10 protein-coding genes and 4 pseudogenes are annotated in these 14,088 nt (G+C 37.8%); 10 read left to right on the top strand and 4 right to left on the bottom strand.

Annotated features, from left to right (window positions below; genetic code table 11):
* Positions 1 to 124 precede the first annotated feature (124 nt).
* Entirely contained in the window at positions 125 to 3,157 is a 3,033-nt protein-coding gene (locus IPH66_11410) for a M1 family metallopeptidase (GenBank protein ID MBK7129954.1), read from the bottom strand.
* A gap of 198 nt (positions 3,158 to 3,355) precedes the next feature.
* Between IPH66_11410 and IPH66_11405 the strand changes: the two genes are divergently transcribed.
* Entirely contained in the window at positions 3,356 to 5,380 is a 2,025-nt protein-coding gene (locus IPH66_11405) for a thioredoxin domain-containing protein (GenBank protein MBK7129953.1), read from the top strand.
* A 277-nt stretch (positions 5,381 to 5,657) separates the two neighbouring features.
* Here IPH66_11405 and IPH66_11400 read toward each other — a convergent pair whose 3' ends face one another.
* The gene (locus IPH66_11400; protein MBK7129952.1) at positions 5,658 to 6,047 is read right to left on the bottom strand and encodes a hypothetical protein; all 390 of its coding nucleotides are present in this window, start codon (positions 6,045 to 6,047) and stop codon (positions 5,658 to 5,660) included.
* A 112-nt stretch (positions 6,048 to 6,159) separates the two neighbouring features.
* On the opposite strand from IPH66_11400, the gene IPH66_11395 reads away from it, so the two are divergent.
* From IPH66_11395 to IPH66_11355, 9 genes and pseudogenes are all read left to right on the top strand, one after another.
* Positions 6,160 to 7,299 (top strand): tyrosine-type recombinase/integrase, encoded by a 1,140-nt coding sequence (locus IPH66_11395; protein MBK7129951.1) that lies wholly within the window; start codon positions 6,160 to 6,162, stop codon positions 7,297 to 7,299.
* Positions 7,300 to 7,418: 119 nt separating this feature from the next.
* Positions 7,419 to 7,784, top strand: a pseudogene (locus tag IPH66_11390) (type II toxin-antitoxin system RelE/ParE family toxin).
* Entirely contained in the window at positions 7,765 to 8,070 is a 306-nt protein-coding gene (locus IPH66_11385; GenBank protein ID MBK7129950.1) for a helix-turn-helix transcriptional regulator, read from the top strand. Before IPH66_11390 ends, IPH66_11385 begins: the two are co-directional and overlap by 20 nt.
* 598 nt (positions 8,071 to 8,668) lie before the next feature.
* Complete coding sequence (locus tag IPH66_11380) at positions 8,669 to 8,902, top strand: thioredoxin family protein (GenBank protein ID MBK7129949.1); 234 nt, start codon at positions 8,669 to 8,671, stop codon at positions 8,900 to 8,902.
* Positions 8,903 to 8,982: 80 nt separating this feature from the next.
* Complete coding sequence (locus IPH66_11375; GenBank protein ID MBK7129948.1) at positions 8,983 to 9,720, top strand: hypothetical protein; 738 nt, start codon at positions 8,983 to 8,985, stop codon at positions 9,718 to 9,720.
* A gap of 9 nt (positions 9,721 to 9,729) precedes the next feature.
* The gene (locus tag IPH66_11370) at positions 9,730 to 10,008 is read left to right on the top strand and encodes a DUF2024 family protein (GenBank protein ID MBK7129947.1); all 279 of its coding nucleotides are present in this window, start codon (positions 9,730 to 9,732) and stop codon (positions 10,006 to 10,008) included.
* A gap of 151 nt (positions 10,009 to 10,159) precedes the next feature.
* Positions 10,160 to 10,422 (top strand): annotated as a pseudogene (locus tag IPH66_11365) (DUF2024 family protein).
* Between the two features lie 29 nt (positions 10,423 to 10,451).
* Positions 10,452 to 11,057, top strand: a complete 606-nt coding sequence (locus tag IPH66_11360; protein ID MBK7129946.1) for a winged helix-turn-helix transcriptional regulator — start codon at positions 10,452 to 10,454, stop codon at positions 11,055 to 11,057.
* Positions 11,054 to 11,786 (top strand): annotated as a pseudogene (locus IPH66_11355) (YggS family pyridoxal phosphate-dependent enzyme). The gene IPH66_11360 and the pseudogene IPH66_11355 overlap by 4 nt, the downstream one beginning before the upstream one ends.
* A 257-nt stretch (positions 11,787 to 12,043) precedes the next feature.
* On the opposite strand, the pseudogene ltrA reads toward IPH66_11355, so the two are convergent.
* Both ltrA and IPH66_11345 read right to left on the bottom strand, forming a co-directional pair.
* A pseudogene (ltrA, locus tag IPH66_11350) lies at positions 12,044 to 13,273 on the bottom strand (group II intron reverse transcriptase/maturase).
* A 335-nt stretch (positions 13,274 to 13,608) separates the two neighbouring features.
* Positions 13,609 to 13,746: a hypothetical protein gene (locus IPH66_11345; GenBank protein MBK7129945.1), complete on the bottom strand. Its 138-nt coding sequence runs from the start codon at positions 13,744 to 13,746 to the stop codon at positions 13,609 to 13,611.
* Positions 13,747 to 14,088: the final 342 nt, after the last annotated feature.

Raw genomic sequence — 14,088 nt, 5'->3', positions numbered from 1 at the left:
GATCCATTTCCGGTATTTGATTATACTTTTCACTATTCACATGTCAGTTCAAGAAATTATCATACCAAGCCTGACTTTACACATCAGGCTGAAGATTCAGGCAATACAGTAACTCACTACAAGGTTAAAAAACTGACTGAATAATTTCACTTGAGTTAATGCCATTCAGATTTAAAACAAAGCGAATTTTCTGATAGTATTTTATATCAGTAGCAAAAGAGTTTTTTAAATTATCTGATTCGTAAATTGGGAAATAAATACCAAAGCGGTCAGCCATTCTAAAACCTACGCCAACATCATATACCTCATCCATGTTGCCGGCATTGTCTTCAAATACTCCAAAATCTGCAAAAATACCGGCAAGCGGAATGTAAGGCAGATCAATAAAAATATTGGTAGTAAACATCATTTGATTGGTTGTGCCCAACCATGATACTGTTCTGAATCCACCTTGATTGTCTATGCGCTGTTGTGACCAAAGTCCGCTGGCTTCATTTCGTCCCATCATATAATACTCATAGGCTGCATCCATGGTGCCTGATTGACCGCCAAGGGCAAAACCGTAACGCGTATTGTAGCCGCCGGTGTACATTAGGTTTTTTCCAAGATAAACCCGTATTTCAATTTTCTCTTTTTTCTTTTTCCAATAGGTGATATTGTATTTTAATTCTACGTGCGCATTGAGAATAGAACTCAACGAATCAGCACCGCCATACGAGGTTGTGTTATTGAAAAAATCACCACGCAAACCTACCTGTACATTATGTATGCGTTTTGCATAACTGAATAAATAGTTGACACTGCCGTTGATGGTTTGGTTTTGATAAAGATCACCTTGCTCGTTAATATAAGTTCCATGAATTTTTAACCGCTGTTTGTAAAAAACACGTTTGGCTGATTTTCCAATGCGCATATCAAGATACGGTTGAACCGTAAAGTACATATAGTTTTTATCAGCCAAAGAATCTTGCTGCACACCTAAACCATTACCAAATGTTTTTGTGTTCACGCCCAGGGTAATCATTTTGAAATTATTTGCAGGCACCCATGAATAGTTGAAATTTGCAAAGCCCGATAAATTTTTTCTACCTATTGAAAACATGGGTGCAACAGTGTATTCAAATTTATTTTTTGGCAAGGTTTGATTGTGAAATAAAACACCAATCATAAACTTGTCATACACGTTAGCTCCCATAATTGGCGTGTACCATGCCATGGAATACTGAGGCTCATTATCACCACCCAAAAATTCCATTTTCACCGGCTCAACTTTGTGAAAAAGCCCGTCCTTTTTCCATGTATTATTGTTGCGATTCAGTTCAGGCATGCGCTGTTCACTGTCTATAGAAATTTTATCATAATTGGTGCCTTCAAAAGTGATGGTAGATTTTTTTGAGCCGGGTTCAGCCCACAGGGTAGATCTGATTTTTCCGCCTGAGATAGCATCTACACGCACAGGTCCGTCAACTTGTCCGGTATTTTTAACTGTAACAACGGTATTGCCGTTTTCCATTTTTACTTTTTTCAGCTCAAAATCAATTTGTCCGGTAGTAGGTATGATATCACTGAATAACCAAGACAAATCTTTACCTGAAGTTTTTTCAAATGCATTTTTCAAATCTTGAGGTTGGGGGTGTTTAAATTCCCACTCAGCGTAGTAAGCCTGCATGCAACTATCAAACATTGCATCACCTAAATAATCACGCAAATAAGTAAATACCAAACCGGTTTTTGAATACACAATGGCGCCATAATTTATCATAGAATAATCAGCCGAAGGAAGTTCAATTGGCTGATCAAGGCCATAACAGGCAGACATAGAATACGTGATGTCATTGAGATCATGATGAGATAAATGTTCAAGGTGCACTTTATCAGCCATACCCATCATCATATCAGACAAGCGTTGATTTTTAGGATATTTAGTTTCAATGTATCTGATTTCATTGAGGGTATTTAATCCTTCATCCATCCAGCCGTGGTCACGTTCATTAGAACCTAACTGGCCATAAAACCAGTTGTGACCAACTTCATGCACAATAACAATTTCAAGTTCTTCTTTTGAACCGGCGTTGCCAATCACGGTTATGTTTGGATATTCCATTCCCCCGCCCGCGCTAATGGTGCCGTCAACAGCAGTGACATTGTTGTAAGGGTAATCACCATTCCAAAGAGAATAATAATACGTGCCGTCATGTAAATACTCCAGCGCGTCTTTCCAAAGCGCGTGATGATGCGTAACAAACATGGCCCACGTGGTAACTTTACGATGGCTGTGTGGCAATTCTACTTCACCTTTTAATACTTCAAAACGTTTGTCAGCAAACCAGGCAAAATCATGCACATTTTTTTGCGTGAAGCGTATGGTTTTCATTTTTTCAGATGATTCAGGAAAATCAGTTGATCCACCTGTCATAGTTTTTCTGTCTTTAAATTCTCCGTTTTTATATTTTTCTTCCGTGCGTTTTGCTAATGAGTCAAGAAAGCGGATTTCAGATTCAGTTCGCAAATCACCGGTTGCACCCACCACATAATTTTCAGGCACCGTAATGCTCACGTCAAAACTACCATACTCACTGTAAAATTCACCTTGGGTAAGATAGGGCATTTGATGCCAACCATTCTGATCAAACACCGCCGGTTTAGGATACCATTGCGTAATTTGATATGATTCTCCCACGTGTCCCAATCTTGAAATATCACCTGAAGGAATTTTCACTTTGAAGGGTGTTGTTACCACAATGGTTTCACCCGGTTTTAATACGGCGTTTAAATTCACTTTACAAATGTCAGGATGCTCAGCGTCATACTCCCATTTCACATCTTCACCATTAACCTGAAAGTTTAGTGAATCAATGTATCCTTTGTCATCATCACTTGCAAATTCAAGCCCCATGTCATTCATGTTGTACAACTGTTTTGCCAAGGCTGTTTTATTATCACGATAGGCATTGGGCCAAATATGAATGTATAAAAAATCAAGAGCCAAACCAGAATTGTTTGTGTACTCAAATTTTTCAAAACCAGATAAGGTATGGTTTTGATCATTCAGCGCAACGGTAATAGTATAATTCACCTCTTGCTGAAAATAATTTTGTGCAGATGCAGCAAGCGTTGCAGTAGAAAAGAGAAATGCTAATGCGGTGTTTTTTATCATGTGATATGGGTTTTTTATGCTGTTATAATTTACAAGTCAACAATAAATCAGCGGCAAGTTAATTATATTTACTCAGAAAAAAGCAAACCCTTACACTGACGGAAAATAGAGATGACAAAGTATTTGAACTTGCTTACAACATTATTGCCTGTGCTTTGTTTTACATCTTGTATAATAACCCAACAAGAAAAATTAATCATGCACGACACCACAAAACACAGCTACACCAACGCCCTGATTCATGAAACCAGTCCCTATCTTTTACAACACGCGCACAACCCGGTTAACTGGCTGCCTTGGGGTGATGCGGCATTTGAGAAAGCCAAAACAGAAAATAAACTGATACTGGTAAGCATTGGTTATTCATCATGCCACTGGTGTCATGTAATGGAGCATGAAAGTTTTGAAGATACTGCGGTTGCTTCGCTCATGAATGAATATTTTGTATGCATTAAAGTTGACCGTGAAGAACGCCCTGACGTTGACCAAGTGTACATGACGGCAGTACAATTGATGACACGCAGCGGAGGTTGGCCTTTGAACTGTTTTACTTTGCCTGATGGCCGGCCTGTTTATGGTGGTACCTATTTTCAAAAAGAACAGTGGATACAAGTGTTGCAAAATCTTCATTTTACCTGGCAGCAAGACAAAAAAAGAATGATTGAGTATGCAGAAAATCTTGCTGAAGGAATAATATCTTCAGAATTAATTAGCGTGAAAAAAACCGGCATTGAAATTTCAACTGAAAAGACAGATGAAATGATCATAAACTGGAAACGCAGCTTTGATACCCTGCGCGGTGGTGCCAATTTTGCACCCAAATTTCCCATGCCAAATAATTACGAGTTTTTAATGCAATATGCCTGGCATACCGAGGATGACACCGTGATGCAACAGGTTGATTTGACTTTGCAAAAAATGGCCTTGGGCGGCATTTATGATCAGATTGGCGGAGGCTTTGCGCGATACTCAGTAGACAGTTTTTGGAAAGTGCCGCATTTTGAGAAAATGTTGTATGACAATGCACAATTAATTTCTCTCTACGCCAAAGCTTACCAACGTTCAAAAAATCTTTTATATGAACATGTAGTTTATCAAACCATACAGTGGCTGCAGCGTGAAATGAAAGATGCAAGCGGCGCCTATTACGCTGCCCTTGATGCTGACAGTGAAGGTGAAGAAGGAAAATATTACGTGTGGACTGAAGAAGAAATGAAACTTGTTTTAGGTGATGATTTTGATTTGGCTGCAAGATATTATGCCGTGCAGCCAAGTGAAAAATGGGAAGGTCATTACATTCTTGTCCGCAAAGAAAATGATAGCGTCTTTGCAGAAAAAGAAAATATTACGGTAACAGAATTGTCTCATAAAATACAGTCAATAAATAATAGCCTGCTTGAAGCGCGCAATAAACGTGTACGCCCGGGACTTGATGATAAATGCATTACCAGTTGGAACGCACTTGCCGTTATTGGCTTTTCTGATGCGTACCAAAGTTTTGGTGAAAAAACATTTTTGAACATGGCTATTGAAACCGGAAACTGGATTGTAAAAAAACAAATGAAAAAAGATGGTCAGCTTTTTCACACCTATCAAAAAGGAGAAACAAAAATAGAAGGCTTTTTAGATGATTATGCATTTGCCGCACAAGCATTTATTAAGCTGTATGAATGTACGTATGATATACGCTGGATTGAACATGCACAGACCCTAGTGCATTATGCTGACGCACATTTTTTTGACAGCACCGGGGGCATGTATTTTTATACTTCAGACAAAACAAAAGATTTGTTTGCCCGCAAAATGGAATTGTCAGACAACGTAATTCCTTCAAGCAATTCAACCATGGCACGTGTACTTTTTGCGTTGGGTACCTTACTTGATAATGACACCTATATTCAACGCGCAAAACAAATGTTACTGAATGTTTATGATGGCATGGAAACCTACGGATCAGCCTACTCAAACTGGGGAATACTTGCTATGCATTTTTCATATCCCTATTATCAAATTGCCATTACCGGTCCCGGGTATGAGGGCTATACGCTTGAACTGAATGAGCGGTATGTACCTAATAAAATTCTGCTTGGTGGTGAGAAAGAAAATTTGCCCTTGCTTGAGGGTAAGTGTGGAGAGGTGACGTTGGTTTATGTTTGTGTGGGTAAAACATGCATGTCTCCTTCCTCACCCTCGGTCCCTCTCCAAAGGAGAGGGATGCCATAGAGTGGGGGCTTTTTTGAGCTGTGCTCAAAAGTTGCAATTGGCACTTTTGTGAGCGGTGCTCACTTGGTGTGTGTGGAATACTCTTTGGTGAGCTGTGCTCACACGTTGTTATGAAGGCTAGTTTCGCAGGGCTCAACAGTTGTGGGTAGATGCTCCTTGGTTAGCGGTGCACAGAAAGTGTGGGTGAGATACTGACTTTTTCACTTTTCCATAGGGTGATGTTGTGTGATGAAATGCGGTCAGAATTTTTGCATCAACATGAACGGTTGCCGGTGATTTATTTCTTCATATAATCTTGCCATTTTACAAGCACGTATTTGGATTTACCTTGTTCGGTTTTTTTCAAATATCCAAATTCAAAACAGAATAAGTAAACATCACCTTTTTGGTTTTTCCAGTAGTTGGTGAAAAAATTTGGATTGAATCCTTCCTTTTCTAAATCTTCTTTTCTGACAACGGCTTTGCCTGCTTTATTGAATTTTGATAAAATTCTTCTGTTGGTTTTTAAATGATCATCCACAATTTTAAAGCGTGATTTTTCTTTTGCTTTATTTTTTTCATAATGAAAAGCAGATTTGCAATAATCACTACAAAATATTTTATCTATTCTTCCTTCAAAAGAATCTTTACATTGAATACATTTTCTTTTTTGCATTGTTGAAGACATGATTTAAAGCTAGCTGCTTTTTTTGTTTTGTAGCAACCACTACCCGTTGCATTATACGGATAAATATACGGCTATTTTTTGTTTCTGTCTTTTTTTAACGCACGTTTGCCTCATGAAGCCAACACCATACGGACACATATCACTCAAAAATATTTTAGTTGACGGAGAAGCTAAAATAGGATTAAAATTCAACGGTTCAGCACAACTCATTCCGGTACTAGAATCTATACCCAATGTCAGTTACAGTAATACTTTTCAGATGTTCTACCTGCCCGCAGGTAAAGAAACCATTGGTCTTGTTTTCAAATCTCTGAAAGGTAAGGCGTGGATAAACGGCTCCGGTTTTTTTACCAAAAAATCTAGCGGCAAACAAGCTGAAGTTGCAGACATGTCAAAAATCCGAAAAAAATATGAGTCGGAAGAAATTTCATCGCTGGTTCCAATTGAATATGTTGAGAAATTAGAGAATAAAATGTATTCATTTAATACAGCAAAAACATACCTCTGCTGTTTCAGTATTTTTATGCAGCAGTTTAAGAATATTCCGCTCATGGAAATTTCTGAAGAAGATATACTGAGTTACATGAATCAGTTGGTGCGCAGCGGAAAATCATCTACTTATATCAATCAAATGATCAATAGCATAAAGTTCTATTATGAAAATGTGATGGGCATGCCTAACCGTTTTTATATGATAGACCGGCCTGAGAAAGTAGAAAAACTTCCCAAAGTACTCAGCAAATCAGAAGTACAGAAGATTATTGCGCACACGGCAAACATCAAACATAAATGCATTGTATCTCTGCTCTACTCGGCAGGTTTGCGCAGGCAAGAATTGCTCGATATGAAAATTACAGACATTGATTCAGCCAGGATGATGATTAGAGTAAATCAGGGCAAGGGAAAAAAAGATCGGTACACGGTTTTAAGTACAACGCTACTTGACGACTTACGCGCATATTTCAAAGAATGGCGACCGAAAGAATACTTATTTGAAGGCATAAGCGGTGAAAAATATACAGCCAGTAGTGTGAGATCAATTATTGTTGGTGCGGCAAAAAGGGCAAAAATATGGAAAACCGTTACACCACATATGCTGCGTCACAGTTTTGCCACTCACCTGCTTGAAGCAGGCACAGATATACGCTACATTCAAACACTATTAGGTCATGCAAGTACCAAAACAACGGAGGTTTACACACAGGTAACCCTTGTCAATGTGCAGCAGATTAAGAGTCCGCTGGATTTTTAATTCCAAAAAAAATTAGTGTCATGACATTCAAAACCTTTATGCAACATATTTCCATTAAAATTTCTTTGGTCAATATTTGTTTCAAGTTCCATTTTAAGTTAACTTTGTTATAGTGATTTATGGAACAAATTCGAGAGCTCGTTTTCTATAAACATCATTTTCATACTTTCTTCGATGCACAGACATCAAAAATAAGAGACAAAATTGATTATGTTTTGTTTGTGTTAACGCATACAGAAAGAATTCCCGAAAAATATCTAAAACACATGGAAGGAACAAAGGGACTCTATGAAGTACGAATTGAATTAGGTGGGAACATTTTTAGAATATTTTGCTGTTTTGATGAGGGAAAATAAGTTGTGCTTTTCAATAATTTTCAAAAGAAAACCAAAAAAAACCCGAAACAGGAAATTGACGCAGCTCTTACATTAATGCAAGCATACTTTAACGAAAAGACAAAGGACTATGAAAAAGGTGAAAAATAAAAACATAACGACTTTTGAAGAACACTTAGAGAAGTATCGGGGAAAAAGAGGCTCCAAAAAACGGACTGAATTTGAAATTAGAGCAAAAGCTTTTTTAATTGGTGAGGTGATCAAAGAAGAGCGCAGACTTGCGAAAATGACACAGGAACAACTTGCAGAAAAAGTAGGCGCGAAAAAAAGTTTCATTTCAAGAATCGAAAATGGTAAGTCGGACATTCAGTTGTCTACGTTGTACCGCTTGCTTGAATTTGGACTTGGAAAAAAAATAGAATTTGTAATTCACTAGACATAAAAAGCATTGTATAACAGCTAAGAATGCCATTATAAGGAGTAATTCAAGTAAGACTAATTTTAAGGAGCTTAAAACCTATTTATGGTAGAATCATTGCTAACAAGCCAAACATCTAAGATATTACTACAAAGAATTAATACATTAAATTCCTATTACACATTAGACAATAAAGACATAAATTCAATACCTTTACAAAAGTGTTCCCCCCAGAAGCGTAGACCAAAGACCACCCCCTCCCCACCAACAGACCCAAAAACGGAAGACATTCTTCCTTCTCCTTTGACCCAACCCCCCCCCTTTTTCCCGACACTCCTGGCCCGACCCAAATGGTTTTAAAAATTTTTGCCACCGCACATTTTAAAAAATAATTTTAGCCAGCCGCACATCGGCACATTTGCAAAACCGCACAAGCCGACACACAACCCAAGTTTTGCAAAAGAGCCAATCCCCCACCCTTATAAGATTTTTATCTCGTTGAATATCAATGATGTAAAATATTCTGTAAAAAATCTTAGAAATAATTTGTATAGTTAGGATTCCTTACTATATTTGCGGCGGCAATAATGCCAAACAACAATAAAATACATAAAAAATGGCAAAATCAATTTTCTATCACGCAGGATGTCCTGTATGTGTGAGTGCAGAGCACGACATCGTTAACCTAATTGGAGCAACTAATGTAGAAATCGTTCACATTGGCGAAGACCGTAACCGAATTGCAGAAGCGGAAAAAGCAGGTGTAAAATCTGTTCCAGCATTGCTAACACCAAACGGTAATGTGTTACACATCAACTTTGGTGCATCTATGACCGATGTAAAAGGTTAAAAAATTTCACCCAACAAGTTAGGAGTCCTAATTTTATTTGGGGCTTCTGACTTTATTTCAAACAATTAAATTTTAAAAAAATGAAACAAATATTTCTTCTTCTCGGACTTTCTCTTTTCGCAGTTCAAAGCTTTGCTTGCGACAAATGCGGTAACTACAACAATGATGATTTCCAAATCAAAAAAGTAAGCGTAAAACACTCACCTGAAATTGGTGCAACCATTTGGGAAATTACCGTAAAAGGAACGGCAGGAAAAACCACGCCAACACCAGTAGGTCAACTCAATGGAGCACCTGTTTTGGGGCACGTTTTCCCAACTTCCTCGAAGCCAACTGATGTTGGCTTTGGCGATACTGACGGAATCGTGGCTTTAGCCCTTACATCACATCCTGACTTTGACGACACACCTCTTTGGGACGAAAACTCAGACCGCAATTTTGCCAATGACGGAATTGTTTGGCATCCGCATTGGGTAATCTTAACAGAAGACAAGCGAGTTGAAGGTGGCTTAGCTGTAAAACAATTCGACCCAAAAGACACAACAGTCGTTTCACCTCCAACTAACCCTGGAATGCCAATGTATATGGATTCCCCCGGCTTTCAGGTTATCACAAAAGGAAATACAATAAGAGTAGTTGTTCCCGATTATCGAATAAACAACAAAACGGATTTTTCCTTTGACGGTGTTGCAGCCTTTATGCAAGTAAATACAGGCGGTGATGGTGGACACGGTGGCGGAGACAAACCAATGCTTGGCGTTTACAAAGTGTATTCGGTAGCTAGTGGTAATTTATCCTTACCATACAAAGTAAAATAACACAAGAAAATGGAAATTTCAGTTTACGATACGGTCTTTAAAAAAGAAGATGGAACGCTACTTAAATTTGACATACTTGTTCCATCAAGTTTTACTGACTTAGAGAAAATTTACGAGTTCGGTAATTCCTTTTTAAAAGCTGAAAATATTAGTGCCACTAACCTCATAAGTGCTGATGAATGTGCTTTTTGTCATATAGAAGTAGCTACTAAAGCGATTGAAAATGATATAAGGCAAAAGGGGTATTCAATTTTTAAGCACTGGGGATTCGAACCTTTAGTAAAATAAGCCAACTAATTTTGCCTTGTAAAGTTAGGAATCCTATCTTTACAAGGTTTTTATTCTCAACAAAATGAAACAAATAAACATATTGATTGCCATTGTCCTGTTACTAGGAATAACAACAATGGCACAATCAAACATCAAAACAGAAATAAAAATGAAAGTAGCAGTTTGGGACACCTATGTAACAAAAAGATGGTAGCATAATGCACTTTCGACATTATTGCACCCGAAGAAATTAAAGATACTACCATAATTTACGGTTATGGTAGAGAATATTTAAAAACCAAAGGACAAGAAGGTCAACCCTTAACATCAAAAGAATGTAGATTCTGCCACATCGAAACAGTGCGACCCCTATGGGAAGCTGAAATCAAACAAAAAGGGTATTTCATTATTGAAATGGAAAACTGTAAATGAAGAAAGTCATCACAAACCGAATGGACATTATGAAGAAATCATCTTTTCACTTAACGGAGCAAAACCAAAAAATTGAAAGTCGCATTGTTGTGGCTTTGGAACGAATTTCTGAAGCATTCAGAGTATTACTTTGGAATGAAAGCAAAGAAAACTCATTAAGTCCGATACAAATTCAAATTTTAATTTTCATATACTTCCACTCGCTGGAAAAGTGTAAAGTAGGATATTTGGCTGATGAGTTCAATATGACAAAAGCTACAATAAGCGATAGCGTAAAAATTTTGCTTTCAAAAGAATTAGTAACCAAGGAGACTGACCCCATTGATACTAGGAGTTTTTCGCTATCACTCACAAACGAAGGAAAAAAAATAGCAAAGAAGGCATCATTATTTGCTTCATCAATAGAACAACCCATTGAAAAACTGACACAGGAACAAAAAACAATAATGCTTAATGGATTGCTGAAATTGATTTATGACCTAAACAAATCAGGCATCATCACTATTCAAAGAATGTGTTTTACTTGCTCTAACTATCAACTTGAAAAAGGTGTTCACTACTGCAAACTTTTGAAAAGTCAACTTGCCGAAAACGAATTGAGAATAGATTGTCCGGAACACAAATTGCAGCTATGAGTTTAATTGTTGAAAATTTAGCCAATATTAAACTACGAATAAAAAATGCAGCCGAATTTTCAGGCAGAAACTTCAATGATATTAAACTTCTATTAGCAACTAAAACTGTTTCGGCTCAAAATATTATTACAGCAATTGAAACAGGAGAAACCTTAATTGGAGAGAATAAAATACAAGAGCTAAAAGATAAATATGAAGAACTGAAAAATACTCCACACCAAACCCATTTCATAGGACATCTTCAAACCAACAAAATCAAGGAAGTTATAAAATATGCTGACTGCATACAATCGATTGACAGAATTGAATTAGCTGAAAAATTGCAAAAGAGATTGGAATTTGAAAATAGAACCTTGGATGTTTTTATCCAAGTTAACACCTCTTATGAAGCAAGTAAGTTTGGTGTTTCACCCGAAAATACTTTGACTTTTGCTCAACAAGTTAAACAACTTGACAGACTAAATATTAAAGGTTTAATGACCATCGGACTTTTTCTGCGGAAACAGAAAAGTTCGCAAGTGCTTTCAATTACTAAAGAACATTCAGATACGAATGTTAGAAAAAGACTTACCTGTTTACGATTTATCAATGGGAATGAGTAACGATTTAGAAACAGCCATTGAAGAAGGCTCAACGATTATTCGTGTTGGAACTGCAATATTTGGCAGACGACCTTATCCAGACAGCTATTATTGGAATGACAACAAAGAAGCCAACCCACAGTTGTAAGCACATTTGCAATTCACACAAGCCAATGCTCAATCCAAAAATTGCAAAAGAGCTTCCACCTTTCCCGACCGAAAAATTATTTTTTAAAATTTCCTTCCCTTTTAAAATTTTTAAACCCGCCAACCCTCAGCCGACACAAAAGCAGTAAACGGCCAGCAAAACACTTATCAGACCTTATTTCCAAGACACTGAAGACAGAACGCCAGCTGGTAATCGAGTAGCCCGCCCTACTCCCAAATGGGAATAGGGTTAGGCTCTCACACCACCGTACAAGCGGGTCTCGCATACGGCGGTTCGTAAAGAGATGGGTTTAGATTAAAATAAACATCCAACAAAGAATCGTAGCCTTTTTGTTTTAAGCGTTTCAGCGTAATTGTAGTGATCAAGATAGGGCTTTGTGCAACTGCCCAACCACCTTTTCTCGTTCTGCTCCACGCGTAAGCGTGATCGTGGTCAATTCCTAAACGAATAAAATTCTTTCTCTTTCGCTCTGGTTTTTTCCAATCGTGCCAAATGCAATAGCGAAGACGATTTCTTAACCACGAATCAGCGTCACGCAATTTTCCATGAATACTGGTACCTCGAAAATAATTGAGCCATCCTCGTTGTACTTCATTTATTTTGAAATGCGTTCTGCAAATGTGAGTGGTGAAGTTTTTCGGGTGATTGATTTTAGTTTTGTTTAAGTCTGGATCCATGCTTTTTCATCTACCGTCAATTGATATTTACCTTTGTCGCCTTTGATGTAAGTTGGTACAAAACGAAATCCAAGCATTGAAAATTGAACGGGTTTTTTGATGCCGCTTTTTCTTCATTGATAGTGAGGCGGAGTTTTGTTTTTAAAACTGAGCTACTTCCTTCTTCACTGATTTTGCTTGTGTTGCGGTTTTGGTAAAGATGCTAAAGTCGTCGGCGTATCTTACAAATTTTAATCCTTTTGTTTAGTTCTTTGTCCAACTCGTGGAGCAAAATGTTTGACAAAAGTGGACTCAGCGGACTTCCCTGTGGAACTCCTTTTCTGCGTTTGTAAAGTTTGCCCTTGATTTGTATAGGCGCTCTTAACCACTTGCGGATTAATGCAAGTGTACTTCTGCATTTTACTTTTTGGTAAATTAAATTTAGTAAAGGCAGTGATCAACTTCATCAAAGAAATTTTTCAAATCTACATCAACAATATACTGAAATCCGTCGTGGATATTTTGCCACGCTTTGCCTACTGCATTACGTGCATTTTTATTTGGACGAAATCCATAACTGTCTTTGTGAAAATCTTTCTCAAACAAAGGCATTATCACTTTGAAACCGCTTGCTGGAGCAGTCTCTCTGTGGTGGTTGGTATTCCTAACAAACGTGTTTTCCGTTTGACTTTGGAATCTCAACCCCAAGAATGGGTTTTGATTTGTACGCTCCTTTTTCAATTCTTCAAGTAAAGAAAGTTTTTGCTCACGGAATTTATCCGTCAGCTTTTCTGTCGGGATTTTATCCATGCCAGCACTTCCTCCATTTTTCACTATTTGTTGTAGTGCTTTTGAAGATTGTAAGGATGTACAACTTGTGCAATCATTCTTGGTTTATTTTGTTCTTTTCCTGCTTTCGTTTTCGGTGGCTATGAAATAAATTTCAGTCCATTCAAAATTGAAAACCTATTTACGTTCAGTCCTTCCTTCTTTTGTGAGACCATCTGTGTTTTTCCAATTTTTCGCACAGCTCGTTGCTTAAAGTACTATGACCTCTGCTGACTTCTTCATCGCTAACTCGTAGCATTGAAGACCTCCCCCGGTAAGAGCGTGTTCCTTCCGTCGATTCCTGTTACATCTACTAATTAAAATTTCTTGTGTTCTTTGGACTTCACAATGGTGTGCTTGCTCATCCATTTAATTAGCCTCTTATGTACTTCATGTTCTTCAGTACCAACTTTTGCAGGCTCGCTTCCTTCAGTGCTGAGATCACTCTCAACCACCTTGCGACTTGCTAAATTTTCGAACGTTACTTCCGCAATTAAGGAACTTTCATCCTCTGGAACTTTTCACCCACCGTTTGCTTTTCTGAAATTTAATTTGCACTTTAAACTTTTTGAATAGCTTGCGGGTGCGCTACCGCTCATGCGGGGCGCACACAGCGGTTTGGCGTAATGGCGGGTGACGTGCTTCGTAGAAACATTTTTGCTATATTTGAAGTGTGTTCTTCGTATGAACATTTGTGGTAAAATCCGCCACTACGCCAAGCCGCAAAACGTTAGGGGTGCAAGCAATGAAGCCAATCAAATCAGCAAAATGACTTGTTTAATTCACTGGAAATTGCC

Source organism: Crocinitomicaceae bacterium (assembly GCA_016708105.1).
Classification (GTDB): Bacteria; Bacteroidota; Bacteroidia; order Flavobacteriales_D; family Crocinitomicaceae; genus JADJGJ01.
This window is presented reverse-complemented; position numbering and strand designations above follow the sequence as displayed.

Coding starts and splice junctions, on each gene's coding strand:
- IPH66_11410 (MBK7129954.1), bottom strand. CDS start 3,157: ATGATAAAAAACACCGCATTAGCATTTCTCTTTTCTACTGCAACGCTT.
- IPH66_11405 (MBK7129953.1), top strand. CDS start 3,356: ATGCACGACACCACAAAACACAGCTACACCAACGCCCTGATTCATGAA.
- IPH66_11400 (MBK7129952.1), bottom strand. CDS start 6,047: ATGTCTTCAACAATGCAAAAAAGAAAATGTATTCAATGTAAAGATTCT.
- IPH66_11395 (MBK7129951.1), top strand. CDS start 6,160: ATGAAGCCAACACCATACGGACACATATCACTCAAAAATATTTTAGTT.
- IPH66_11385 (MBK7129950.1), top strand. CDS start 7,765: ATGAAAAAGGTGAAAAATAAAAACATAACGACTTTTGAAGAACACTTA.
- IPH66_11380 (MBK7129949.1), top strand. CDS start 8,669: ATGGCAAAATCAATTTTCTATCACGCAGGATGTCCTGTATGTGTGAGT.
- IPH66_11375 (MBK7129948.1), top strand. CDS start 8,983: ATGAAACAAATATTTCTTCTTCTCGGACTTTCTCTTTTCGCAGTTCAA.
- IPH66_11370 (MBK7129947.1), top strand. CDS start 9,730: ATGGAAATTTCAGTTTACGATACGGTCTTTAAAAAAGAAGATGGAACG.
- IPH66_11360 (MBK7129946.1), top strand. CDS start 10,452: ATGAAGAAATCATCTTTTCACTTAACGGAGCAAAACCAAAAAATTGAA.